The following is a 23,921-nucleotide window of genomic DNA, read 5'->3' as shown; positions in this document are numbered from 1 at the left end:
AAGCAGAATGGGAAGGGTCGCGATCACCAGGTTTTCAATAGAGTTCTGATTTACTGAAGGAAGGAGGAGCATTCATGGCCAAGGAAGACGTAATTGAAGTGGAAGGAACGGTTATTGAACCCCTTCCAAATGCAATGTTCCGTGTTGAACTTGAGAATGGTCATAAAATTTTAGCTCATGTTTCTGGAAAAATTCGCATGCATTTCATTCGAATTTTACCAGGAGATAAAGTAACCGTTGAGCTATCACCTTATGATTTAACTCGTGGAAGAATCACGTATCGATACAAGTAAGAGGTCACTTAAGGACGAATGTCTGAGAAGGATATTCGTATTTCGTAATAAAAATAACGAATGAGGCACTCCGTATTATCAAGGAGGTAAATAAAGATGAAGGTAAGACCATCAGTCAAGCCGATTTGTGAAAAGTGTAAAGTCATCCGCCGTAAAGGTACGGTTATGGTTATTTGTGAAAATCCGAAGCACAAACAAAAACAAGGTTAACATTCAAGGAGGTGTTTAGTGCATGGCACGTGTTGCAGGTGTCGATATTCCTCGTGATAAGCGAGTCGTAATCTCATTAACTTACATTTACGGAGTCGGTAAAGCAAAAGCTGCTGAGATCCTAGAAAAAGCGAACGTTTCTGAAAATACGCGCGTTCGTGATTTAACAGAAGAAGAATTAGGCCGTATTCGTGAAGTCATTGAAGGATACAAGGTTGAAGGTGACCTTCGTCGTGAAGTTTCATTGAATATCAAGCGTCTAATCGAAATTGGTTCTTATCGTGGCATTCGTCATCGTCGCGGTTTACCAGTTCGTGGTCAAAACTCTAAAAACAATGCTCGTACGCGCAAAGGTCCTCGTCGTACAGTAGCGAATAAGAAGAAATAAGTAAGGGAGGTAGCATAAAACATGGCTAAGAAAACGAATACTCGTCCAAAGCGTCGTCAACGTAAAAACGTTGAGTCTGGTGTAGCACACATTCGTTCTACATTTAACAACACGATTGTGACAATCACAGATGTTCACGGTAACGCAATCTCTTGGGCTAGTGCGGGTGCATTAGGATTCAAAGGTTCTCGTAAGTCCACACCATTTGCTGCGCAAATGGCTGCTGAAACGGCTGCAAAGGCTGCAATGGAGCATGGCATGAAGACAATCGAAGTATCTGTAAAAGGCCCTGGTGCTGGTCGTGAAGCTGCGATTCGTTCATTGCAAGCTGTTGGACTCGAAGTGAACATGATTAAAGATGTCACTCCTGTTCCTCATAACGGCTGCCGTCCGCCAAAACGTCGTAGAGTGTAAGAAATCAATCATTGTATAGATTTCCTGAAAGTGTCAATAATGGGTAAGACGAGTTTATCCAGGTTGGCAAAAAGGTGAAACGGTTGGGAACGGCCTAATGGGGAATTCCGGTTAGGCTTTCCTGGCAGTCTACCGGAGTTCGACGTTTTGAAGGAGGGTTTGTTTAATGATTGAAATCGAAAAGCCAAATATTGAAACGATTGAGATTAGCGAAGACGCTAAATATGGAAAATTTATCATTGAGCCACTAGAGCGTGGATATGGGACAACTTTAGGGAACTCCTTACGTCGTATTCTTCTCTCCTCACTTCCTGGCGCTGCCGTAACTTCTGTTCAAATTGATGGTGTGTTGCATGAATTCTCGACGATTGAAGGCGTTGTAGAAGATGTCACGACGATCATTTTAAACTTAAAGAAGCTAGCGTTAAAAATCTATTCAGATGAAGAAAAAACGCTTGAAATAGATTTCCAGGGTGAAGGCGTAGTAACGGCTGGTGATTTAACTCACGATAGTGATGTAGATGTGTTAAATCCTGACCTTCATATTGCAACATTGACTAAGGGGGCTCATCTCCACATGCGTCTTGTCGCAAAGCGTGGACGCGGATATGTTCTTGCTGAAGGAAATAAGAATGATGATCAACCAATTGGCGTTCTTCCGATTGACTCGATCTACACACCAGTATCACGTGTGAATTACCAAGTGGAAAATACGCGTGTCGGCCAAGTAACTAACTATGATAAACTAACCCTTGATGTTTGGACTGACGGAAGTATCCGGCCTGAAGAAGCAGTTTCTTTAGGTGCGAAAATCCTTACGGAGCACTTGAATATTTTTGTTGGCTTAACGGACCAAGCGCAAAATGCTGAAATCATGGTTGAAAAAGAAGAGGATCAGAAAGAAAAAGTCCTTGAAATGACGATTGAGGAGCTTGATCTTTCCGTCCGTTCTTATAACTGTTTAAAGCGTGCTGGCATTAATACGGTGCAAGAGTTAACGCAAAAAACAGAAGAAGACATGATGAAAGTACGGAACCTTGGGCGTAAATCTTTGGAAGAAGTACAAGAGAAGCTTGGTGAGCTTGGACTAGGTCTTCGTAAAGAAGAATAGGCGGGCTTGGACATACTTTCCTTGAACCCTTTCATTTTTATTGTGTTTAAAGATGAATTTTTCATGTAAGCAGGTTCTGCTTTTTTGTTCTGAGGCAGAATACGTTACAAAGGAGGGAAAACGAACATGGCATATGCAAAATTAGGTCGTGACAGTGCTGCTCGTAAGGCATTGTTCCGTGATTTAGCTACTGACCTTATCATCAACGAGAGAATTGAAACAACTGAAGCAAAAGCAAAAGAGTTGCGTTCAATCGTAGAAAAAATGATTACGCTTGGTAAGCGTGGTGACTTGCATGCTCGTCGTCAAGCTGCGGCATTCATTCGTAGAGAAGTGGCGGATGAGGAGTCTGGTCAAGACGCAATCCAAAAGCTATTCTCTGATATTGCGACACGTTATGAAGACCGTCAAGGTGGATACACTCGTATTCTTAAAATTGGTCCACGTCGTGGAGACGGAGCACCAATGGTGATTATCGAGCTTGTATAAGTTGATGTCTAAATAAGAGAGTCAAGATATGAGGCGACAAAGGGCAGGACAGGATCTGAGCAAGTTATACGCTCTGACTCTGGAGCCCTTTTTTGTTTTTATCGAGAAAAATGGAGTGAGAGGGTAAGGACAAGGCAGCTTAGAAAGTTATTTTGTTGTATAAATGGACAAAAAAGACGTCGGGAGAAGACCATAGGTGGGTGATGGAATGGGACAAGGATTTTCCTTTCAAAATGTAACCTTTCACTATGAAGGGACAGAAAAACAAGTCATTAAAGGTATGGACCTTCACATTGAAAAAGGACAGTGGGTTTCTGTCGTTGGCCCAAATGGTTCAGGAAAATCAACGATGGCAAAGCTTATGAACGGTCTTTTGCTTCCAACAGAAGGCAGTATTACGTTTGATGCGTTGTCCATTCTAGATGAAGAAGAGAGATGGGCAATTCGTAATCGAGTAGGGATGGTATTTCAAAATCCTGAGCATCAATTTGTTGCGACAAAAGTACGAGACGACCTGGCGTTTGGGATGGAAAATAGGGGTTTTTCCCGAGACTTGATGCTTGAACGGATTGAAACAGTAGCTAAGCTGGTTGGAATCGACGAATTGCTTGAACAGGAACCACATCGATTATCAGGGGGACAAAAGCAACGTGTTGCAATTGCAGGAATTCTTGCCATTGAACCAGAGGTTATCATTTTTGATGAAGCAACCTCTATGCTCGATCCAAGCGGCCGGAAGGATATTCTTAAGACGATGCAGATGCTCCATGAGCGGGGAATCACACTCCTATCCATTACTCATGACGTGGAAGAAGCCGTTTGCGCAGAGCGTGTTCTCGTCCTTGATCAAGGACAAGTCGCTATGGATGGACCACCTCAGGAGGTATTTCAGAACAAGGATGTTCTTTCTGTGTATGGACTTGACGTCCCTTTCTCTTTTCAGCTTCAAGAAGCACTTGCCGAAAGAGGAATTGAGCTTGGACCATCACTTTTAACTGAAAGGGAGGTGGTCGAGGCATTATGGACATTGAAGTTAAACAGTTAGAGCATCGTTATATGCAGGGGACACCGTTTGAAAAGATTGCCTTATCGGATGTTACGCTTTCTATCCCATCGGGCTCTTATACAGCGATTATTGGTCATACAGGATCTGGAAAGTCGACGCTCGTTCAGCATTTCAACGGGTTGATCAAACCCTCTCACGGTCAAATTAAGATCGGCCAACATACAATTGAAGCTGGGAAGAAGCCGAAGGAGCTTCGGGAATTACGCCGAAAAGTAGGGCTTGTCTTTCAGTATCCGGAGCATCAGCTGTTCGAAGAAACGGTTGCCAAAGACATTTGCTTTGGACCGATTAATTTCGGGCTCTCGGAACAAAAGGCATTGAAGCGGGCTAAAGAAATCTTACCCCTTGTTGGACTTTCAGAGGACCTATTAGAAGTGTCTCCTTTCGATTTAAGTGGTGGTCAGATGAGACGTGTTGCCATCGCAGGCGTTTTAGCCATTCAGCCAAGTGTGCTCATTCTAGATGAACCAACGGCAGGCTTGGACCCGGCTGGCCAGCGTGCAATCATGAAGATGTTCTATGAGCTTCATCAGGAAAAAGGTATGACCACTGTGCTTGTAACCCATAACATGGCCGATGCTGCTGCCTACGCCGATCATATTATCGTGATGAATGAGGGGAAGGTTGCAGCACAAGGTGACCGTTTAACGGTTTTTACCCATGTGGAAATGCTGCAGGAGCTGGGTTTAGATGTACCTAACACGCTCCGCTTTCTCCAAGCGGTGAAGCAACGATTTCAGTTAGAGCATGTTCCTGCTTTGTTTACGGTTGATGAGCTTGCTGACTATATGAAGATGCTTCTTGAAGAAGGGGGAGCACGCTAATGTTTCAAAGCATTATTATCGGACAGTTTGTTCCAACCAATTCACCATTGCACCATATGGATCCCCGGTCAAAGCTCATTTCTATCTTTTTGCTTGTTGCGATTATTTTCTTAGCAAACAGCTGGGTCAGCTATAGTATGCTCATTGCCTTTACTATCATCTTAGTGCTCTTATCAAGAGTTCCTGTTTCCTTTATCTACCGAGGGATGAGACCTATCTTTTGGCTCGTTTTTATCACACTTCTTGTCCACCTTATCATGACGAAGGAAGGACCTGCTGTGTTTGCAATCGGTGGGTTTACCATTCATGAAGCGGGTATCATAAATGGAGTGTTTATCTCATTACGCTTGTTAACGTTAGTGATTATTACGTCTTTGCTTACGTTAACAACAACGCCAATTCAAGTGACTGATGGGCTTGAAACACTTTTGGGTCCATTAAAACGCCTTGGGGTCCCGACTCATGAGCTTGCCCTTATGATCTCGATTGCCCTTCGATTTATCCCGACCTTTTTACAGGAAACGGAAAAAATTATGAAGGCGCAAATGGCAAGGGGTGTTGATTTTACAGCTGGACCGTTGCGGGAGCGATTTAAAGCAGTGATTCCGTTGCTCATTCCTTTGTTTTTAAGTGCATTCAAGCGTGCGGAGGAGTTAGCATTGGCAATGGAAGCGCGGGGATATCGCGGCGGTGAAGGACGAACGAAGCTTCGGGAACTGAAGTGGAGAGGGGCAGACACGGCTGGAATTGTCATTGTTCTTCTATTTGGAGTCGGCCTGTTTTTACTGCGGGCATAAAAAGAAGGTGAGTTTGATTTGGAACGCATTTGTTGTGTGATCGCTTATGAAGGAACAGAGTTTTTTGGATATCAAAAACAACCGAATAAACGTACGGTACAATCGGTACTAGAAAAGGCGCTTGCGACCATTCATAAGGGACAATTGATCGGCGTGACGGCATCTGGACGAACCGATACAAACGTCCATGCCCAAGGACAGGTGATCCATTTTGATACACCTTTAACGATTCCTGAAACAAAATGGCCTCAAGCCATCAATGTCCACTTACCAAAGGATGTCCGAATTCTCGCCGCAAAAAGCACCTCAAAGGATTTCCATGCCCGTTTTTCAGCAAAAATGAAGGAGTACCGCTATCGGGTGCTCGCACAGCCTCAAGAGGATGTTTTTAAGCGGAGGGTGACATACCATGTTCCGACGCCATTAAATATAAAAGCCATTCAAGCAGCAGCTAAGTATCTTGAAGGCACACATGACTTCACTTCCTTTTGTGCTGCAAAAACAGAGGTACAGAACAAAGTGCGAACGGTAAAAAGCGTGAAGGTCTGGCAAGAAGACAATGAAATTATCTTCTCAGTGATTGGAAACGGCTTTCTCTACAATATGGTGCGCATCATCGTTGGAACACTTCTTGAGGTCGGCGCTGGAAAAAGAGAGGCGAAGGAGCTTCCCTTCATTTTAGCAGAAAAGAACCGAGCAATGGCTGGAAAGACGGCACCTGGTCATGGATTAACACTATGGTCGGTTAGTTATGACGAGTCAGCTGATTGAGGAACCTTTTAGCTCTTGCTTTCAGTGAGATCAAAAAAGAGAATCGGTTTTCTTTAAAACAACGAATCCTAGTGTAACATGCTGTTGACATTGGTATTCCAATGTTATATGATGTTAGATGGTAATTCTGATCCCACTAGCCCCGGGTGACGGAATGTTACAATTGACGTGTTTAATATCTTGAATAGTAAGTTAAGAACGTGAACGTTTTTCTTAGGAGGGAAAATTAATGCGTACAACATATATGGCAAAGCCAAATGAAGTTGAGCGTAAGTGGTATGTAGTAGACGCTGAAGGCCAAACTCTTGGTCGTCTTGCTTCTGAAGTTGCATCGATTCTTCGTGGGAAGCATAAGCCTACTTTTACTCCACATGTAGATACAGGTGACCATGTCATCGTCATTAATGCAGAAAAAATTGAGTTAACTGGCAACAAATTAAACGATAAGATTTATTATCGTCACAGCGGTCATCCAGGTGGATTGAAGCAAACGACAGCTGGTGACATGCGCGCTAACAAGCCTGAGCGTATGTTAGAGCTTGCCATCAAAGGAATGCTTCCAAAGAATACACTGGGACGTAAGCAAGGCATGAAGCTTCATGTATATGCTGGTAGCGAACACAAACATCAAGCACAAAAACCAGAAGTTTACGAACTTCGTGGCTAATTGATAGGAGGGTATTATTTTGGCACAAGTACAATATTACGGTACAGGTCGCCGCAAGCACTCAGTTGCTCGTGTACGTCTATTGCCTGGCGACGGTCGTATCGTTATTAACGGTCGTGAATTAGACGAATATTTCAATCTTGAAACGTTAAAGCTTATTGTTAAGCAACCACTTGTTGAAACAGGAATTGAAGGTCAATATGACGTTCATGTAAATGTTAATGGTGGTGGTTACACAGGACAAGCGGGCGCAATCCGTCACGGTGTTGCTCGTGCACTTCTTCAAGTCGATCCTGAGAACCGTGCAGCACTTAAGAGCGCTGGCTTCTTAACTCGTGACGCTCGTATGAAAGAACGTAAGAAATACGGTCTTAAAGCAGCCCGTCGTGCTCCTCAGTTCTCAAAACGATAAGTTTTTATGTTTTCCAAAACCCTCAACCGCTTATGGTTGGGGGTTTTCCTATTTTATGAGGTGCTGTAAAATCGTCCAAATTCGTACACGTAATATACACATAATATACGGGTAATATACAAAGATTTTTAAAGAGAAAGCCGCTTATTCAAGCGTATCTATCGCTATAAGCAGCTGTTCAATATCCTTGTGTGTATAGACTTTGTCTGTGATGTCTTTCGAGGCGTGGTCTATGATTCGTTTGATAGACAGTTTATTTGCCCCTGCGTTGTCCATGAGCGTAGCAAATGTATGTCTGCAATCGTGTGGTCTATGCTCTAATTCTAATTGCTCCATAACTTTTTTCCATCTTTCGTGATAGTAGACATAGTAACTCATTTTTTGGTTTTCGTGATTGGTAACTAAGTATTCATTGTTTGGATCCATACGAGCTTCAATTAAGTGATGTATCTTTTTATGAATAGGAATGACCCTATTCGTTTGAATATCTGTATGGCCGAGCCGGGCTTGTACATCTTTGATGGAAGCACCAGTTACAAGCAACAAACTGGCATGTGTATGCCTAAAGACGTGAACATTTATTTGTGGCAGCTCCGGGTTTTTTAAATAAATCCTTTCTAGCTTTTCATTTAAGTAACAAATAATCCATTTCATGTTTCAAATGATTATAGACCGTAAAGATGGGCTGCTTATCATCAGCTAGTTTCGGCAACGTGACATAATCCATCGGATCGGGGAGGTTTATGACGAAAAAGCAATGTTGTGAGTTTATGGGCATTTCTTTTGGTCATTTGCAAAAATTAGAAAAACTTGGCTTATTAATTTTTGAGTTAAAAGGTAAGGTGCTCGTCGATCGTGAGGTTGTTATTAAATTCGTAAGTAAATATAAAAAAGTTGAAAACCTGATATAAAATAATTAAATCGCTAGCAGGCGATATATAAACAAGGAAACTATGGCTGAATGAGGGTCAATACATCGAAGGATAAGTAAAACCATGTGTTAACTAAAGAAGAACACATGGATTTCAAGGGTTCTATCTATGAGTGTGAGAATGAATGGAAAGAACAAAAGCATTTGTTCGGTCACAATCATACAGAACAGAAGATGTAGTCGATTATCTCCCAAATTGGTTGGAAGATAGTCGGCTTTTTTCTATTGATGAAATCCCTTTAAAAATCTCAGGAAGGGAGACTCGTGATATTCCCCGCGATTTTAAGCGTTCCGAACAAGTAAATAAAGTCATCGGATATTTTATATTAAATTTTAGCTCAGTCACAGAACAAAGTAGCGGTCGTTTTGAGGCAGCCTTTTCCCTTTTAGACTTGCTTCGACGTGACCCCTTGATACGAATGGATTTAGCTGTTCCTATTTTGCCTGTGACCCCAGGGACAGCGCAAGGAAATTTGAGGGAAAAAAGGAACAAAGCAGGAACAAAAATCACAGCAAATAAACATATGAATCTGGGACGAAATATCCCTGTGATTAGGCATTACAACGGCTATTTTAGATCGTTTACTACATCGTGTGGAAGTCATACAGGGTGGAGAAAATGAGGAAAGCCATCGTATGAAAAATCGGAAAAGCATCTTTTCAGCAGAAGTGTAAAAAGGAAACGGGCAAAAAGTGTTAAATTCGACTTGACGTCTACAAATGTGAGATAATAACAAAAAAAGAGGGATTTGGTAGGTAGAAACTTCTTTTAATAGGATTATTAAGTAGTGCAATTCTACTTATGATTCCATTTTCTGCAGGAGCAACTGAAGAAACGCCAGGTCTAGATGGTGGACCACCAATTCACGGGTAAACTCTGTTTTTTAACTTAGCACTCTTAAAAAAAGATATATAAATCTCTTTTTCTGTGATGCTCCCGGCATGTGATTTTGTTGTTTTGATAATTGTCTATTTAAAAACCTTTTAAACATTAATATATTAATCGTTGAGTATACTAAAAAGGTATTAAGCTCTTTTTCAACGTTGTAATAATGAACCAATAACATCAAAATATACTTATACTAAACAAATAAAATGGCAAGGCTTTAAAGTTATAATACACGATAAAATTTTGAGATTCACGCCATCATCCTTTATTTTTGCCACCAGATATAAAATTGAATAAAGCATTTTTATCAAGACATTAAAGTTACAAAATGCTGTACTAGAGTGCAAGCTAAAGATTAAATGATTATCAATTTTGAAAGGATACCTCAAACAGTCGGTTCTAGAGGTGCTGTAAGAATTACAGTATATTAGTAATATTGCAAAAAATTATTGATTGAAAACTAGAAGTTGGGAAGTGAGAAAATTAATTTTACTTTGCTTCCCTACTTCAATTTTTAATACAAATTGAAAATTAGTTTTTATATAAAAAAATATATAACTTAGTTGTTTCGTTATTTAATTATTATCCTCTAGGGAGCGGGTGAAAGAAAGTGCGATGGGTGCTACTTTATCGCTTTTATTTAAAAAGAATAGGTCAAAGTAAGCTTTATGTAATGGCAAGTATAACCTTCTTCCTATTATTAATAATCCGGCTAGCGTTATTTTTTACTAATCCTCATGGGAGGGAAGAGTACGGAAACCTTCTAAGTGAAATAGCCATGATTGTTCAAATTGTGTCAATATTTTATATGGTATTTTTCTATAGCCTATTTTCCCGAGAATTACTTTATGGAGTTCATTCCTTTTTTGTTGATGGATATAGGATATTGTTGGAAAAAGTTAGTGCAATGTTTATTGCTCATTTTATCGTTCAGTGTTGCATGTTATTTTTTGTTTATGGAATATATACAATAATTTATTTATTAGTGGGTATCGAGAATTCAGAGATTTATTTGTCTATGTTTAGGTTTTTATATATTTATATGCTCGCTCCATTAATATTAACACTGATTTATGGTGTATTGGTTGCTATGCTCTTGGGAACTAAAAAAATCAGCTTTTTTGCTATATTATTTTTGTGGATAATAACAGGAAGTGTTAGTACGGAAGTGTTTTTTCCATTCTTTAGTACAGTGCAAGCAAACGAATTGAAGTCGTTACTTTTCATTGGAATGAATAATATTATGTTAGTATATAAACCTTTTATAGGTTTTGATGTACATTGGGGGAATGAACTAAAGTTGATATCTTGGTTCCTCATTTTTCTAGGAATAATTTTGTTATCCTCGCTACGTTGGACAATTAGAACCAGAGAGCGAAGGTTAGTTATTAATGTATTGTTAGCTGTTTTAGTTCTCTTCACAGTAACCTCGTACAGTGCAGTAAAATTAAGTATGAAGGCTTTTAGTACTGCTGATAACACCATAGAGACAGACTACTATATGAATATTGAAGAGACCGAGTCAGATCTGCGATATGAAATTGACTCATACGTGATATCTATGGAAGGTACACATGTATCTGTAGAGGTGAATCTTTCCCATTTGGATACACTAGAACCGACCTTCCAGCTATACCATGCTTATCCAGTGAGAGAGATTATAGCAGATGGAGAACAGGTTGATTTTGAACGTAGTGGAGATATTATCAGGATTTTCTTAATATCAGACAGCTCCTCGCTGACATTTCATTATAATATAGTTGATACTAATTTTGTTCCTATTAAAGAAGGAAGGACAGTATTATTAGCAAATTATGCTTGGTATCCTAAAAAGAGAGCGTCACATATGTATGAGTTTAATGAATATATAGACTGGATTCAATTGAGTGAACACTTTTTTAACCAAGAGAGTTATCACTTTACATTAGAATCAGAAGAGGTACTTTTCAGTAACTTACAGAGACAAGGGGAATTATACAAGGGGGAGGCCGAAGCTTTAACCATTATTGCAGGTCAAGGAAATCAACTCATATATGGAGATTACCGAATAACATACCCAGCAGACTGGCCCAATATGAAAGAAAGGGTCCCTACAGTATTATCACAATTAGAGGTAACCTTGAATGAAGCGCAGCAACTAGCTCCAACACTAGTACAGTCGTTACCTAAGAAAATTGTTTTTTCTAATTATGGACTATCCTCTTTACTTACAACTGACCATCTCGTATACAATACTGGATACCCTGGTTCTGTTGATTCATATGATACTATGAAGGACTTTCAAAAGAGAATACTTCAACTTGCTGTTCCAAAAAAAGGGTCGGATAAGTTGCATGGGGAATGGGTAAATATGGCGAGTCAATTTCTTCGTAAAAAGCTTGAACTACCTATTGAGCTTGAAGGAAGAAGTATGGAATCATATCATTTACCAAAAGTTGAACAGGAAATTATCGAAGGTCTCTACCAACATTATTACCAACTCAGTTTTGAACAACGTCATAAATTTTTAAAAGACTGGTATGAAGAGATGGACAATACATGGGATTGGGAAAAGGTGGATAAATTAATAAAGGAGTGGAGGTAGTTTGGAAATTCAGGTTCAAAGCCTTTCAAAAGTAGTAAAAAAACAGCAAATATTATCTAATGTTACACTTTCTTTTACAGGGGTTTATGGACTGATAGGGCCTAATGGGGCTGGGAAGACTACTCTAATGAAGATCCTAGCTAGTCTTACAGACTTTAATTCGGGTAGTGTGTTTATAGATAAAAAGTTGATTAGCACTGGTAAATATATTAAGCAAAATGAGCAAATTGGATATTTACCTCAAGATTTTATGGTTTATCCGGAGCTTAAAATGTATGATGTACTTGAACATATAGCCATTCTCCAAGATAAAAAGCCTTCTATTTCATATCATAAACAAATAATTGAGGTGGTTGAACAGGTAAATTTATCTGAGCATTTATACAAAAAAATGTCTGAATTATCTGGTGGAATGCGAAGGCGTGTTGGAATTGCGCAACTTCTTTTGCGAAAGCCAACTATTCTACTTTTTGATGAGCCTACAGCAGGCTTAGACATCGAGGAGCGTATACGTTTTCGTAATCTTCTAAAGCAGTTAGGCAAGCAGCATACAGTAATTATTTCTTCTCATATTGTTGAAGATATAGAATTTCTATGTACCAAAATTGGTGTAATCAAAAATGGACAAGTACTCTTTGAAGGAGAACCGGGGGAATTAAAACAAAAAGCAGCTGACTGTACATTCGAAATAAAAGCATCTTTATCAGAATTGGATGAAATTATTTCTACAAAAGAGGTTGTACAAATGGATGATGAACTTTCTCATATTATTGTTCGTATATTATCAGATAAACCTATAGGAAAATCTGTAAACCCTCGTTTGATGGATGGTTATCTTGCATTACTTAAAGAGGATACATATGAATAAGATTACTCATTTATTTATATTCGACCTTAAGTTACTTCGTTATTTGTATATTTTTCCTTTCTTGTTCTATGGGCTTAGCTTCTTCCTAATACTATTATTTGGAGAAAGGTTCGACGATCCATTCATGCCGTATATATCTGTACAGGGCTTAGCTGTACCAATGGCAGGATGGCATCTAGTTTTCATTTATAATAGTGTATTTGAAGAAGGTTCAAAAGAGACATTGATCCGTTATTACCGGAAGAATATTATATTCGATATTACTAGGCATTTCTTATTACATGGGATTTTTATCTCCTTATTGACTAGCTTAACTATATCTTTGAAGGGGATTGATTTCTTTTCTGGTGTTTTATTCGTTCACCTCCTTATGCTTTACATATTTTTTCTATTAATAGGAATAGCAATTCTAAGTGCTACTGAAAGTTTAGATATTACACTAGCTATCATAGCTGCTTATACTTTTATTGAAGTAATCACCCAAGGTACTTTTATGCCCTGGCCTCATTTATTTATATTCGAAGAACCTGTAAATAATCTTTCCCTTTACTTAACTTTTTTCTCACTTATGGCAGGGATCATTTATTCAATTATTCAATTGTGGGTGAAATTCAAATAATCCTTATGATCAAAACCATGGTGTTTCATTGAGCATTTGGGCAACAGCATAAATCTAAAAATAAATACCCAAATCGGTTTCCTGTATATAGCCTGCCAGCGTATTTAATTTGAATACCCTTTGTGTAAAATGAAAAAAAATACCATAAAACACTAAAAGGGAAGAACGTTGTTTTAAAGCGGTTTATGAACTCCCATTTAATAGGGAAGAAATCCGTCTTTGAAAGAGCGTAAGAAATACGGTCTTAAAGCAGCCCGTCGTGCTCCTCAGTTCTCAAAGCGTTAAAAAACCTTATATACCAAGGGTTTTCCCTCTTTGCTCTTATGGAGCAGGGAGGGTTTTTTATTGGTTAAAAATGAAATTCAATGATAGTTGCTAACCGCTCTAATCGTTCGGCACTCCATTAGCGTTAAAAACTCATCTATTCCTGCATTATAAATTTTTCACAATAAAAACTAAACTAAAATTTAATAAAATAAAGATTATTTAGAAAATTCAATTGACATTTTTATAATATCTCAGTAATATTTCATTATAATAAGTTTGTATAAGTTTGTATAAGTTTGATGCACTGGGGGGATTTGTATTTTTATCACTATTAAAGAAGCAGCCAGTTTATTAGGGATTTCTACGGCCACTTTACGACGCTTGGAAAAAGACGAAGAAGTAAAGGGATACGGAATTCGTGTGTATTATACACCTGGGGGACAAAGAAGATATTTAAAATCAGAAATTGAACAGTTCTATTTGAATAATAAAGGTTTTGCAGGCCGAATTGGTTTTGGAGAAAGACCGGCATTGCTGGTCATTGATTGTATCAATGCATTTACAAGTAAACAGTCACCCTTAAGTGGAGATTGGGACGAAGAAATAAAAAAGATTAATATGCTGATAACTGCAGCGCATAAAGCAGGATGTCCGGTTATTTTTTCCCACTCGTATTATGTAGGTGACAGTCAAGGAATGCACCTTTTTTCAAAAAAAATTAAAGGGATAGAAGCGCTTGAGTTAAATTCTGATGGGGTTAAATTAGATCCGAGAATGAAAGCGATTAAAAGTGATAACCATATTTATTCCAAATTTCTTTCTGTATATTATCAAACAGAATTATTGGAAATTTTAGAAAATAATCATTGTGATACATTGATTATTTCTGGCTTTTCTACAAGTGGTTCCGTTCGTGTTGTGGCATCAGAAACCATTCAGTATGGAATCAAGCCAATTGTTCCATTGGAGGCTGTAGGAGATCGAGATATCCATGTACATCGAAATAATTTAGCGGATATTGAGAGGAAAGTTGCTGATGTATTACCTGTAACAGAAATTATTGATTATTTAAATAGTAAATAGAATTTAATTGTAAAAGTGAAGGTCTAGTAAACAAGGTATAAAGGGGTATTCTTAACTATTCATAAATAACTGAATAGTTGAAAATAAATATAAAAGCAAAGGGGATGTATGATTTGTATTTGAAAAAGAGTGTACTATTATTAGCTTTAACGGCAATTATGATTTTGAGTGCATGTTCAAATTCAAGTTCCGGTGAGGGGGAAGCAGTAAGTTTCCCAAATGAAAACATTACTTATGTTGTTCCTTATGGAGCAGGTGGAGGGTTTGATAGTGTTTCTAGAATGATTTCACCTTTTTGGGAAGAGACTTTGCCTGGGGATGTAAATATTGTTGTTGATAATAGGCCTGGTGGTGGTGGAAATACAGGACTTGGGACTATATATAATGCTGAACCTGACGGGCATACGGTAGGAATTCTTAATCTACCAGGAGATGTAGTCAATCAGCTATTGGATCAAGCCTCATACGATCTAAATGAGTTCGAATACATTGGGCGTATGAGTGATACTTATTATATTGCAGCTACTCCAATCGATTCTGAATTTAATTCACTAGAAGACGTGCAAAATGCTGAGGGTATTTTAGTAGGAACCGCCCCTGTATCATCTACAGCAGGTCTTGGTGCGGTACTCGCTTCGGAAACATTAGGTTTTGATGCAACGATTGTTCCTCATCCAGACAGTTCTGAAGCTTTGTTATCAGCCTTACAAGGAAATGTAGATCTTGTACAATTTCCATATAACATTATATTGGATTCTGTATTAAATGGCGATTTAAAACCGTTATGGGTATATGCAGATGAACGTCATCCAGAATTGCCAGATGTTCCGACAATTGCAGAATTAGGCTATCCCGACTTGCTTGAATCCGTTATTGGTCAGATGGTTCTTGTGACGACACCAGGAGTACCAGAGGAAACACTTGATGTCCTACGTGAAAGTTTTTATGAAGCGCACAGTAATCCTGATTTCCAAGAACAACTACTCGAAACAGGCGACCCTGGTACGTATGCCGATCATGAAGAATCTGCTGAATTATCGAGAAATGCATTAGAACAGTTTGAACCACTTACTGACATCATCAGGAGCTATCAATAATTCTTAAATGGTGGGAGGATAATATGTTAGAAGCGATACCTTCAGTATTAACAGAAATTTTTACTGGGTTTTCATTACTTTATCTTATATTTGGTGCAATTTTAGGGATTATATTTGGTATCCTACCAGGATTGGGAGGACCACAAGTATTGGTACTCCTTCTTCCTGTTACAATAGGTATGGATACTTCAGATGCACTATTAATGTTAATTGGGGCTTCAGGAGCTGTCCCTTTGGGAGGTTCTTTAACATCAATTTTATTAAACACACCAGGTACACCTCAAAATGCCGCTACTGTATTTGATGGATATCCTTTAACCAAGCAAGGGAAAGCGGGGGAAGCGATAGGTGCAGCTTTAGCTGCTTCTTTGCTTGGTGCAGTGGTTGGGGTTATTGCTCTTACATTAATCCTTCCCGTAGGTAGCCAAATTGTATTAGCATTTTCCTATCCAGAATATTTTATGCTCGCGTTTATGGGGTTATGTATGATCTCCGCTTTGTCTGAAGGTTCTTTGTGGAAATCTCTAATTGCGTGTAGCATCGGATTGATGCTTGCTTTTGTTGGTTTAGACCCAGTTGTTGGGGCCACACGTTATACGTTTGGTATTGATTATTTGTGGGATGGAATTAAACTAGTACCAGTATTAATTGGTTTGTTTGCCATTGCTGAGTCAGTAGATCAATTAATGAGCAGAAAAGGTGGTTTGTTAACCCAAGAGGTTAAAGCTTCATACACTAGTATTTTCAATGGAGTTAAAGCCGTCTTTCTTCATTTTAATTTGTTCATGCGAAGCAGTTTGGTCGGGGTATTTGTCGGGTTGATTCCTGGTGTTGGTGGTTCAATTGCTAATTTTATGGCTTATGGACAAGCGGTAGCTTCTTCAAAAAATCCAGAAACATTTGGTAAGGGAGATATTCGTGGTGTCATTGCTCCAGAATCTGCAAATAATGCTAAAGATGGGGGTTCTCTTGTTCCGACTTTGATTTTTGGTATTCCAGGGAACTTAGATATGGCTGTTTTACTGGGGGCATTTGTCATTCACGGTATCCAACCAGGTCCTCGTATGATTACAGACAACCCTGACGTCATTTTAGTATTGATTTATGGATTACTTATTGCCAATGTTATCGTTACTTTATTCGTATTGTTCACAGCTATACCGCTTGTCAAGATTACGAGAATAAAAGCAACATATATTGCGCCTGTTATCTTGGTATTAGCGATTATCGGTGCGTATGCTACAAACGGTGTCATTGGGGATGTTATTGTAGCACTTATTTTTGGGTTGGTCGGTTATATAATGAAATTATATGGCTATTCTAGAGTGGCACTTATCATTGCTCTTGTGTTAGGCGCAATGGTGCAGCAATATTACCAACAGACGATTATTGTTTTTGGAGGAAGCTCATTTTTCACGAGGCCTATTTCACTTATTTGCTTTATAATCGCTATTTTTATTTTATTTGCTCCGTTTATTAAGAGCAAATTGAATGCTAGAAAGAATTCAGATATAACATTAACGAAATAATGATTTTAAAGGAGGAACTTTCATGCCTATTTGGGATGATCTATTGAGTGACAAAGATCAAAAGGCTTTTGATAAAGCAAACATGGGGAGAGAAACCATAAGCATAGGTGAGCGTCCAGCTCTTTTAATTATTGACATGTCGTATGGTTTTGTAGATAGCGAATACCGTTTAGGTAGCTCGGAAGCAGGTTATCCAACCGTTAATAATATTAAAGAGCTTATTCCTTTCGTACGCCAAAAAGGGTTTCCCATTATTTATACCACAGGCTTTTCGGAAGAATATGAAGCAGGTAACGGTCGCTGGAAAGGTGGGGTACCTAAAGTTGAGAGAGAGATTGAGATCGTGGCAGATCTTAAGCCAGAGCCAGAGGATATTGTTTTGCAGAAACGTCGACCTAGCGGATTTTTCGGTACGAATTTAGTTGATATGTTAATTTATCATCAAGTTGATAGCTTAATTGTAACTGGAATGAGTACAAGTGGTTGTGTAAGAGCTACAGTTGTTGATGCTTTCTCTTATAATTATAAAGTTCTAGTACCTCAGGAATGTGTAGGGGACAGATCATCTCTTTCTCATAAAGTTAGCCTCTTAGATATTCATATGAAATATGGTGATGTAATATCATTGGAACATTTGAAAAACAAGTTACTGTGAAGGTTATTTACAAAGATAACGATAGCAGAGGGAGGGAAGTTTATTGAAGTTTTCAGGAAGAAGTTTATTTTCTTTGCTCATTTGTATGATAATGGTTGTATTGGTGATAGACGTATTTAACTATAATCCTAATGCTAGATTATTCCCTTTGGTCGTAGGGACAGTGGCTTTCTTTTTAGCCTTAATTCAGTTTTTAGTTGATGCTTTTCCGTCAATGCGAAGATTATTCCCTTTTGTTGTCGAAAAAGGTGTCTTTACTGCAAAGCCTTTACAGGGCGTGCATAATGAAAGCAAAAAGACTGAAACAGAGCAAGAAAGCATGAAGGAAAATGAACTGCTTAAAATCACATTAATTTTTTCTTGGTTAATCGGTTTTGTTTTACTGTTTAATTATTTTCATTACCTCGTTGCTGTTTTTCTCTTCCTTTTTACATTCATTTGGCTCTTCTCAAAAGAAAATCCAAAGATTGCTCTCGGAATTTCAGTGGGAATGTGCGGTTTTTTGTTTTTGGTTTTCGACTTATTGTTGGGTGCTAATTTATAAAATTAGGTTATGTTCATTTGTTTCTTGTTATGCATTTCTATGCAAAAACCCCCTTGTTCGTTGCATCAGGCGTTTTTTTTATGAAAAACTTAAATACATTTGATCGTTTTGAGTTTGGTTAACAAAATCAATCCCTCATACGTGGTGAATATCGACAAGATTTCCACTGCATGAGCTCCCTGCTCTCTTTTGATACTAAAACAAAAGACAAAAAGGGAGTGTGAGTGTTGTGACGGTTATCAGTACGTTCTCTCAGAAGAAGCGAGAAAAGCAGTGGAAATTTGAACGTAAGGTGTTGCGGGAACTTAAATTAGTTCATGTGAAAAAAGATATTCAGGAGCAATTCCAATCGATTGTGCCTTTTCACTTTTTAACTCATCCATTTTTGATGGACCCTTGTACAGACATGGCCATTGATGCCTATTTATTAGGAGCAGAATACAGCCGATTTGGTTATTTTGGTGAAACGATCGAACAAGTAAAAAAACGTTGCCATGACGAAGTAACAGAGCTGTCTCATTATGTGTTCGATCTTCTCCATGGCTGGTATAGCGAATCAGATTTTATTCTTGATTCCCTAAAAATCGCTTCGGAAGTCTTTGTCGACCGATGGTGGGAACGAGGCTTTCACGAAGGTGAAAAACGCTACCGCTTACGGCTGCATTAAAAAATCGCTTCATAAATTCATCCTTGTCCCAATATATATAGAAAGAAGTGGACGAGGAGGGGTTGGAGATGAAAAGATGGCTAAAAGCAGGAGCGTTTGCCCTCGCTGTTGTTGGGCTGCTCTTAGTGGTTCAAAACCAGCTTATTAGCAATGATTCGTGGTCTGCGTGGAATCTTCCCTTATCAGGAAAAGTGATTATCCTTGACCCCGGACACGGAGGTATAGATGGAGGCGCGGTTTCACAAGGAGGAACCCTTGAGAAAGATATCACATTATCCATTAGTAACAAGACACGGGATTATTTGCAGGAGGCTGGTGCGCTCGTTCTTATGACGCGAGAGGAAGATCGTGATTTAGCTGATCCGAATACAAGCAAAGTTCGACAACGAAAAGTACAGGATTTAAAACGGCGGGTGGAGCTGGTAAATGGCTCTGGTGCAGATATGTTTGTTAGTATTCATTTGAATGCGATTGCCTCATCAAGGTGGAGTGGGTTTCAAGCGTTTTACAATCGCGCGATTCCAGAAAATGAAGAAATCGCACGTTTTATTCAGAATGAAATCAAACGAAACCTTGAAAATACAGAGCGGCTAGCAAAGCCGATTCACAATGTATTTTTGCTCAAGCATGCTGAGATACCTGGCGTTCTTGTCGAAGCAGGGTTTTTATCCAATCCTTCAGAAGCCGAGCTTTTAAAAACAGAAGCGTATCAACAAAAGGTGGCAGCTTCCATTTATCAAGGAATTATTCGCTATTATACGAATGAACCGACACCAACATCCTAATCAGCGTGCAAACGGATTCACGGTATTATGTGTGCCTGTGCTATACTAGGCTTATAACTGTAAAAGGATGGTGTCTGTGTTGTTGACCGAAGAAATTGTACTCAATGCACTTAAGCGAGTCAAAGACCGCGATTTAAATAAAAGCATTGTCGAAACAGGCGGCGTTAGAGAAATAAAGCTAAAAGATAACGATGTGAGCGTGAAGATTGCATTAGCGAAAACGGGTACGGCTGAACAGATGGAAGTACAGCAAGAGATCGTTAATGTGTTAAAAGGGGAAGGGGCAAATTCTGTCGGTCTTCGCTTTGACGAACTAACGGAGGAAGAAATCGCTCAGCAGGGAGGGCTGCCAGAAACAGCTTTTGAAGGACCAGCCCTGCTTGCGCCAAATAGTCCTACAACCTTTATTGCGGTGACAAGTGGTAAAGGTGGAGTAGGGAAATCAACGGTTTCTGTCAATTTAGCTACTACGCTTGCTCGTCTCGGAAAGAGAGTCGGTATTATTGATGCCGATATTTATGGATTTAGTGTTCCGGATATGTTTGGGATTGAAACCCGACCGAAAGTAGTGGGAGACAAAATCTTTCCTGTTGAACGGTTCGGTGTGAAAGTCATATCGATGGGGTTTTTTGTAGAGGATAATGCACCCGTTATTTGGAGAGGGCCGATGCTAGGTAAAATGCTGAACAATTTCTTCACAGAGGTGGAATGGGGAGAACTCGATTATTTAATTCTCGATTTACCACCAGGTACAGGTGATGTGGCACTTGATATTCACACGATGCTTCCGCATTCGAAAGAAATTCTTGTCACAACGCCTCATGCGACAGCAGCCTTTGTTGCAGCCCGTGCTGGTGCAATGGCCATTAAGACGAACCATGAGATTCTTGGTATTGTCGAGAACATGGCTTATTTTGAAAGCAAGACAACAGGGGAAAAAGAGTATGTGTTTGGTCGTGGTGGTGGTGAACGTCTAGCAGAAGAGTTAAAGACAGAAATCCTCGGAAAAATTCCACTTGGACAGCCTGACATTGACGAAGAGGATTTTGCACCATCCGTTTATGCGGCAGACCATCCAATTGGTCAAATGTATACCGAGATTGCCAAGCGTGTGATTAAAAAAAATGAACAATAAAAAGTAGGCTGGCCCATGAGTCTTTGTCCCTTTTAGGAACTTAGTTCATGAGCCAGCCTTTTTTATTAAGAACCATCACCTCCGCCGGATTCACCTTCGCCTTGCTCCTGGCCCCCTCCGCTCTGCTCTTGCTTTTGCATCTGTTTTTCTGCAACTCTTGAGAGGATTTCGTTCACTTTTGCAACAAAGAATGGACTTTCAAAGGCTTCCGACATGACGGTCATTACCTGTTGGCGGTACTCCTTTGATTTAAATAGATCGAGAACAGCCTGCTCCATTTCAGGGTTTTTCATGATATCCATCATCATCTGCTGATATTCTGGGTCTTTCATTAAGGCTTTAATTATTTTTTCGTTTTCTGTCTGTAAGCTTTCGGCAAAGGTTTTTGCGAACTCAGGATCTTTCATCGTGTCTTGCCAGAACTTTTTTCCTTCCTCAGAGGTGAGTGTATTCTGTATGGTCTGTTTAATAAAGGCATTATCCATAACTAAATCCTTACGCATTTCTTCATCTGTCATTAGCTCTTGAATGGCTTTTTTTCCTTCATCGGTTTTAAGCATATCGACCATCATTTTCTTTGTGTTTTCATAATCGGGGCCATTTTCGCCACTGTTTTCTGTTGCAGCACATCCCCCTAATAAAATCAAAATCATGACAAAAACAACTTTGAGCAGTTTCGAAGTTCTCATGCCTGCTGCTGCCCCTTTCGCTCATTTTGTCATTAATTTGAGATATTTCGTTAGAATTTATGCATCAGTTCTTGAGAACGACTGGCTTTTTATTGGACTGATTGATACAATCATGTAAGCAAGGTTGAAAGATGGAGGAAGATCTTTTGAATACGAGAAAAGTCGTTTATCTGTTTTTTACCACATTATTAATCGGGAGCATCAGTGGCGCCTTTGTCGGGGTTCTACTGGATTTTTCCATGTATACGAGCGAAGGGTTCATGAACTTCATTTTTGGTCTCATATGGCTTTTAGGAATTAGTGCTGCATTTAGCTTAATTGCACAGATGGGCTTTTTTGCTTATTTAACGCTTCACCGTTTTGGACTAGGATTATTTAAGTCTGCAAAGCTATGGAATAATGTACAGATCGTCCTTATTGCCTTTGTTGTATTTGATTTAATCTATTTGCGTTACATGGCCTTTGCCACAGAACAAGAGACAATTCTTTCCTATATGGTTATGCCGCTTTTACTTTTGGCTTACGGATTGGTTGTAGCTTATGTAAAGAGCAAAGATACAAATGCAGGTGCGTTTATTCCAGCTCTATTCTTTATTGTCGTTGTGACATCCATCGAATGGGTACCAGCGCTTACAGTCAACGATCCAAAATGGCTATGGATTTATTTCACACCGTTAATTACGGCAAATACTTGGCAGTTGTTAGTCTTGCACAGGCTGCAGCGTAGCTAAAAAAGGTCGAGCTTAGCTCGGCCTTTATTCGATCTCTTCACTGTTGGCGTGACTATTCGCCATCAGCTCTTCAACGGAACGGAAGACGTATCCTTTCTCCCGAAGCTGATCAATAATAATTGGTAGAGCTTTGTGGGTTTGTTTCACAGAGTCAGAAGCGTGCATTAAAATGATATCGCCAGGGTTCGTTTCGTTAACCACTTCCTCTACAATAACATCGACTCCTGGGTTTTCATAGTCTCGAGAGTTGACGCTCCAGTGTACAATCGTATAGTCAAGGGAAGAAGCTAATTGAAGAACACGCTTATCAAAATCACCGTTTGGCGGTCGTAAAAGGGTAGGCTTTTCTCCTGTTAGTTCTGTTAACACGAGTTGACTCGTTCGTAAGTCTTTTCGAATTCTTTCGTCTTCCCAGGCTGTGTAGCTTTTGTATTGATAGCCGTGACTGCCAATGGCATAACCTGATTCTTTGATTTTCGCTAGTAAATCGGGATAGCGCTCAGCCCAAGAAGCAGAGACGAAAAACGTCGCCTCATTAACCTTTTTTTGCTTCAAAACATCTAGAATGGGTTCGACCCTTTTTTCTCCCCAACTAAGATTAAATGTCAGGGCAACTTCTTTTTTTTCGATTTCGGCTCGGTAAAAAGCTTGAGGTCCATCAGGTGTCGAAAAGACCATCAGTTGGGTGCGTTCGACATACAGAAGTCCTGCAGAAAAAAATGCAGCGGTGATAATAATGGATAATTGCTTTAAATGTTTTGCTTGAAAAACCCATATGAACATATTACTCCCCCCATACCGCCATTTACTTCATACATATTCATAGGAGGACAAGATATGAATAAAAAGAAAAGGATTAGAAAATAATCTTAATACAAATTACGATTTGGCATGATTAGGAATTGTCATTCAATCTTTCTTTTAAGATAGGAAGTGGTCTGAATGCTAGGGTTTTTACTAAATCATAAAGAAACACTTGAGATTGAATACTTACTAAAAAGGGAAATGGAGGAGTTACTTTTAGATTTATCGGATCCTCGAATTGATGAGGTTGTAAAACGAGCGATCGTGGAGAAGTATCAAATTGTTTTCGGGATCTATAAACGACTTGCTTCCCCGAAAGAACAATTGAAATACATGTTAAATAGTCGGAAAAAATCTCCTTAAGAAGTCTTCGTGCTTCCCTGAAAAAGATGTTGACGCAATACCTTGTCCGTGATATATTTGAAAATACCTTATCGAACAGAGCATTTCATTCAAATTTTTGATAAAAAAGTGTTGACGTGATTTTGCTGTTCTGATAACATGATAAGAGTCGTCAAACGGCGACATTGAAAAAAACAGTTCTTTGAAAACTGAACAAAAGCCAAGCGTAATAAGAGATACAAGGTATCTCGTCAATGAAT

Annotated in this window: 29 protein-coding genes and 2 pseudogenes; 28 read left to right on the top strand and 3 right to left on the bottom strand. The window is 39.1% G+C overall.

The genetic code is table 11. The annotated features are described in order from the left end of the window. The first annotated feature begins 74 nt into the window (after positions 1 to 74). The 12 genes from infA (at position 75) to rpsI (BLT_RS0120475) (ending at position 7,442) form a co-directional block, all read left to right on the top strand. Positions 75 to 293 (top strand): translation initiation factor IF-1, encoded by a 219-nt coding sequence (infA, locus tag BLT_RS0120530; RefSeq protein ID WP_010896341.1) that lies wholly within the window; start codon positions 75 to 77, stop codon positions 291 to 293. A 96-nt stretch (positions 294 to 389) separates the two neighbouring features. Further along, positions 390 to 503, top strand: a complete 114-nt coding sequence (rpmJ, locus tag BLT_RS0120525; RefSeq protein WP_003322638.1) for a 50S ribosomal protein L36 — start codon at positions 390 to 392, stop codon at positions 501 to 503. A gap of 22 nt (positions 504 to 525) precedes the next feature. Then, positions 526 to 891, top strand: a complete 366-nt coding sequence (gene rpsM, locus BLT_RS0120520) for a 30S ribosomal protein S13 (protein WP_017729575.1) — start codon at positions 526 to 528, stop codon at positions 889 to 891. Between the two features lie 21 nt (positions 892 to 912). Beyond that, positions 913 to 1,305, top strand: coding sequence for a 30S ribosomal protein S11 (gene rpsK, locus BLT_RS0120515; protein WP_017729574.1), 393 nt, complete (start codon positions 913 to 915; stop codon positions 1,303 to 1,305). A 166-nt stretch (positions 1,306 to 1,471) separates the two neighbouring features. Further along, the gene (locus BLT_RS0120510; RefSeq protein WP_017729573.1) at positions 1,472 to 2,416 is read left to right on the top strand and encodes a DNA-directed RNA polymerase subunit alpha; all 945 of its coding nucleotides are present in this window, start codon (positions 1,472 to 1,474) and stop codon (positions 2,414 to 2,416) included. A 126-nt stretch (positions 2,417 to 2,542) separates the two neighbouring features. Then, on the top strand, positions 2,543 to 2,905 hold the full coding sequence (rplQ, locus tag BLT_RS0120505) for a 50S ribosomal protein L17 (RefSeq protein WP_017729572.1): 363 nt from the start codon (positions 2,543 to 2,545) through the stop codon (positions 2,903 to 2,905). A 208-nt stretch (positions 2,906 to 3,113) separates the two neighbouring features. Next, positions 3,114 to 3,950: an energy-coupling factor transporter ATPase gene (locus tag BLT_RS0120500; protein ID WP_017729570.1), complete on the top strand. Its 837-nt coding sequence runs from the start codon at positions 3,114 to 3,116 to the stop codon at positions 3,948 to 3,950. Beyond that, complete coding sequence (locus BLT_RS0120495) at positions 3,926 to 4,795, top strand: energy-coupling factor ABC transporter ATP-binding protein (RefSeq protein ID WP_017729569.1); 870 nt, start codon at positions 3,926 to 3,928, stop codon at positions 4,793 to 4,795. Before BLT_RS0120500 ends, BLT_RS0120495 begins: the two co-directional genes overlap by 25 nt. Then, a complete protein-coding gene (locus BLT_RS0120490; RefSeq protein ID WP_017729568.1) occupies positions 4,795 to 5,592 on the top strand; it encodes an energy-coupling factor transporter transmembrane component T family protein in 798 nt (265 codons plus the stop codon). Before BLT_RS0120495 ends, BLT_RS0120490 begins: the two co-directional genes overlap by 1 nt. An 18-nt stretch (positions 5,593 to 5,610) precedes the next feature. Then, complete coding sequence (gene truA / locus BLT_RS0120485) at positions 5,611 to 6,363, top strand: tRNA pseudouridine(38-40) synthase TruA (protein WP_017729567.1); 753 nt, start codon at positions 5,611 to 5,613, stop codon at positions 6,361 to 6,363. Between the two features lie 229 nt (positions 6,364 to 6,592). Beyond that, the gene (gene rplM, locus BLT_RS0120480; protein WP_017729566.1) at positions 6,593 to 7,030 is read left to right on the top strand and encodes a 50S ribosomal protein L13; all 438 of its coding nucleotides are present in this window, start codon (positions 6,593 to 6,595) and stop codon (positions 7,028 to 7,030) included. A 19-nt stretch (positions 7,031 to 7,049) separates the two neighbouring features. After that, a complete protein-coding gene (gene rpsI / locus BLT_RS0120475) occupies positions 7,050 to 7,442 on the top strand; it encodes a 30S ribosomal protein S9 (RefSeq protein WP_017729565.1) in 393 nt (130 codons plus the stop codon). A gap of 144 nt (positions 7,443 to 7,586) precedes the next feature. Here rpsI (BLT_RS0120475) and BLT_RS0120470 read toward each other — a convergent pair whose 3' ends face one another. Next, positions 7,587 to 8,096, bottom strand: a complete 510-nt coding sequence (locus BLT_RS0120470) for a tyrosine-type recombinase/integrase (RefSeq protein ID WP_017729564.1) — start codon at positions 8,094 to 8,096, stop codon at positions 7,587 to 7,589. Between the two features lie 89 nt (positions 8,097 to 8,185). Between BLT_RS0120470 and BLT_RS22510 the strand changes: the two genes are divergently transcribed. The 14 genes and pseudogenes from BLT_RS22510 (at position 8,186) to BLT_RS0120405 (ending at position 21,095) form a co-directional block, all read left to right on the top strand. Beyond that, entirely contained in the window at positions 8,186 to 8,353 is a 168-nt protein-coding gene (locus tag BLT_RS22510; RefSeq protein WP_017729563.1) for a hypothetical protein, read from the top strand. Between the two features lie 575 nt (positions 8,354 to 8,928). Then, positions 8,929 to 9,048 (top strand): annotated as a pseudogene (locus tag BLT_RS23890) (ATP-binding protein); the annotation flags it as partial. Between the two features lie 992 nt (positions 9,049 to 10,040). After that, positions 10,041 to 11,846 (top strand): DUF4954 family protein, encoded by a 1,806-nt coding sequence (locus BLT_RS0120455; protein WP_236611123.1) that lies wholly within the window; start codon positions 10,041 to 10,043, stop codon positions 11,844 to 11,846. A gap of 1 nt (position 11,847) precedes the next feature. Further along, positions 11,848 to 12,714, top strand: a complete 867-nt coding sequence (locus BLT_RS0120450; protein WP_017729560.1) for an ATP-binding cassette domain-containing protein — start codon at positions 11,848 to 11,850, stop codon at positions 12,712 to 12,714. Next, positions 12,707 to 13,333: a hypothetical protein gene (locus BLT_RS0120445; protein WP_017729559.1), complete on the top strand. Its 627-nt coding sequence runs from the start codon at positions 12,707 to 12,709 to the stop codon at positions 13,331 to 13,333. The genes BLT_RS0120450 and BLT_RS0120445 overlap by 8 nt, the downstream gene beginning before the upstream one ends. A 207-nt stretch (positions 13,334 to 13,540) precedes the next feature. Further along, positions 13,541 to 13,618 (top strand): annotated as a pseudogene (gene rpsI, locus BLT_RS23885) (30S ribosomal protein S9); the annotation flags it as partial. Positions 13,619 to 13,912: 294 nt separating this feature from the next. Beyond that, positions 13,913 to 14,683: an isochorismatase family protein gene (locus BLT_RS0120440; protein ID WP_338035662.1), complete on the top strand. Its 771-nt coding sequence runs from the start codon at positions 13,913 to 13,915 to the stop codon at positions 14,681 to 14,683. A gap of 113 nt (positions 14,684 to 14,796) precedes the next feature. After that, the gene (locus BLT_RS0120435; protein WP_017729557.1) at positions 14,797 to 15,780 is read left to right on the top strand and encodes a Bug family tripartite tricarboxylate transporter substrate binding protein; all 984 of its coding nucleotides are present in this window, start codon (positions 14,797 to 14,799) and stop codon (positions 15,778 to 15,780) included. A 23-nt stretch (positions 15,781 to 15,803) separates the two neighbouring features. Then, complete coding sequence (locus BLT_RS0120430) at positions 15,804 to 17,309, top strand: tripartite tricarboxylate transporter permease (RefSeq protein WP_017729556.1); 1,506 nt, start codon at positions 15,804 to 15,806, stop codon at positions 17,307 to 17,309. A gap of 22 nt (positions 17,310 to 17,331) precedes the next feature. After that, on the top strand, positions 17,332 to 17,964 hold the full coding sequence (locus tag BLT_RS0120425; RefSeq protein WP_017729555.1) for an isochorismatase family protein: 633 nt from the start codon (positions 17,332 to 17,334) through the stop codon (positions 17,962 to 17,964). A 43-nt stretch (positions 17,965 to 18,007) separates the two neighbouring features. Next, the gene (locus BLT_RS0120420; RefSeq protein ID WP_017729554.1) at positions 18,008 to 18,508 is read left to right on the top strand and encodes a tripartite tricarboxylate transporter TctB family protein; all 501 of its coding nucleotides are present in this window, start codon (positions 18,008 to 18,010) and stop codon (positions 18,506 to 18,508) included. Between the two features lie 229 nt (positions 18,509 to 18,737). After that, positions 18,738 to 19,175 (top strand): YbaK family protein, encoded by a 438-nt coding sequence (locus BLT_RS0120415; RefSeq protein WP_017729553.1) that lies wholly within the window; start codon positions 18,738 to 18,740, stop codon positions 19,173 to 19,175. 68 nt (positions 19,176 to 19,243) lie between these two features. After that, positions 19,244 to 19,960 (top strand): N-acetylmuramoyl-L-alanine amidase CwlD, encoded by a 717-nt coding sequence (gene cwlD, locus BLT_RS0120410; protein ID WP_017729552.1) that lies wholly within the window; start codon positions 19,244 to 19,246, stop codon positions 19,958 to 19,960. A gap of 79 nt (positions 19,961 to 20,039) precedes the next feature. Beyond that, the gene (locus BLT_RS0120405) at positions 20,040 to 21,095 is read left to right on the top strand and encodes an Mrp/NBP35 family ATP-binding protein (protein ID WP_026105221.1); all 1,056 of its coding nucleotides are present in this window, start codon (positions 20,040 to 20,042) and stop codon (positions 21,093 to 21,095) included. 65 nt (positions 21,096 to 21,160) lie between these two features. Here the strand turns inward: BLT_RS0120405 and gerD are convergent, their stop codons facing one another. Then, on the bottom strand, positions 21,161 to 21,784 hold the full coding sequence (gene gerD / locus BLT_RS0120400) for a spore germination lipoprotein GerD (RefSeq protein ID WP_017729550.1): 624 nt from the start codon (positions 21,782 to 21,784) through the stop codon (positions 21,161 to 21,163). 146 nt (positions 21,785 to 21,930) lie between these two features. Between gerD and BLT_RS0120395 the strand changes: the two genes are divergently transcribed. Next, positions 21,931 to 22,515, top strand: a complete 585-nt coding sequence (locus tag BLT_RS0120395; RefSeq protein ID WP_026105220.1) for a KinB-signaling pathway activation protein — start codon at positions 21,931 to 21,933, stop codon at positions 22,513 to 22,515. A 24-nt stretch (positions 22,516 to 22,539) separates the two neighbouring features. On the opposite strand, the gene pdaB is transcribed toward BLT_RS0120395, so the two are convergent. Then, a complete protein-coding gene (gene pdaB / locus BLT_RS0120390) occupies positions 22,540 to 23,298 on the bottom strand; it encodes a polysaccharide deacetylase family sporulation protein PdaB (RefSeq protein ID WP_017729548.1) in 759 nt (252 codons plus the stop codon). A 159-nt stretch (positions 23,299 to 23,457) separates the two neighbouring features. Between pdaB and BLT_RS0120385 the strand changes: the two genes are divergently transcribed. Then, a complete protein-coding gene (locus BLT_RS0120385) occupies positions 23,458 to 23,682 on the top strand; it encodes a hypothetical protein (protein WP_017729547.1) in 225 nt (74 codons plus the stop codon). The last annotated feature ends 239 nt before the right edge of the window (positions 23,683 to 23,921 follow it).

It is taken from the genome of Halalkalibacterium ligniniphilum, from assembly GCF_000334155.1.
Lineage (GTDB): Bacteria > Bacillota > Bacilli > Bacillales > Bacillaceae_D > Halalkalibacterium > Halalkalibacterium ligniniphilum.
This window is presented reverse-complemented; position numbering and strand designations above follow the sequence as displayed.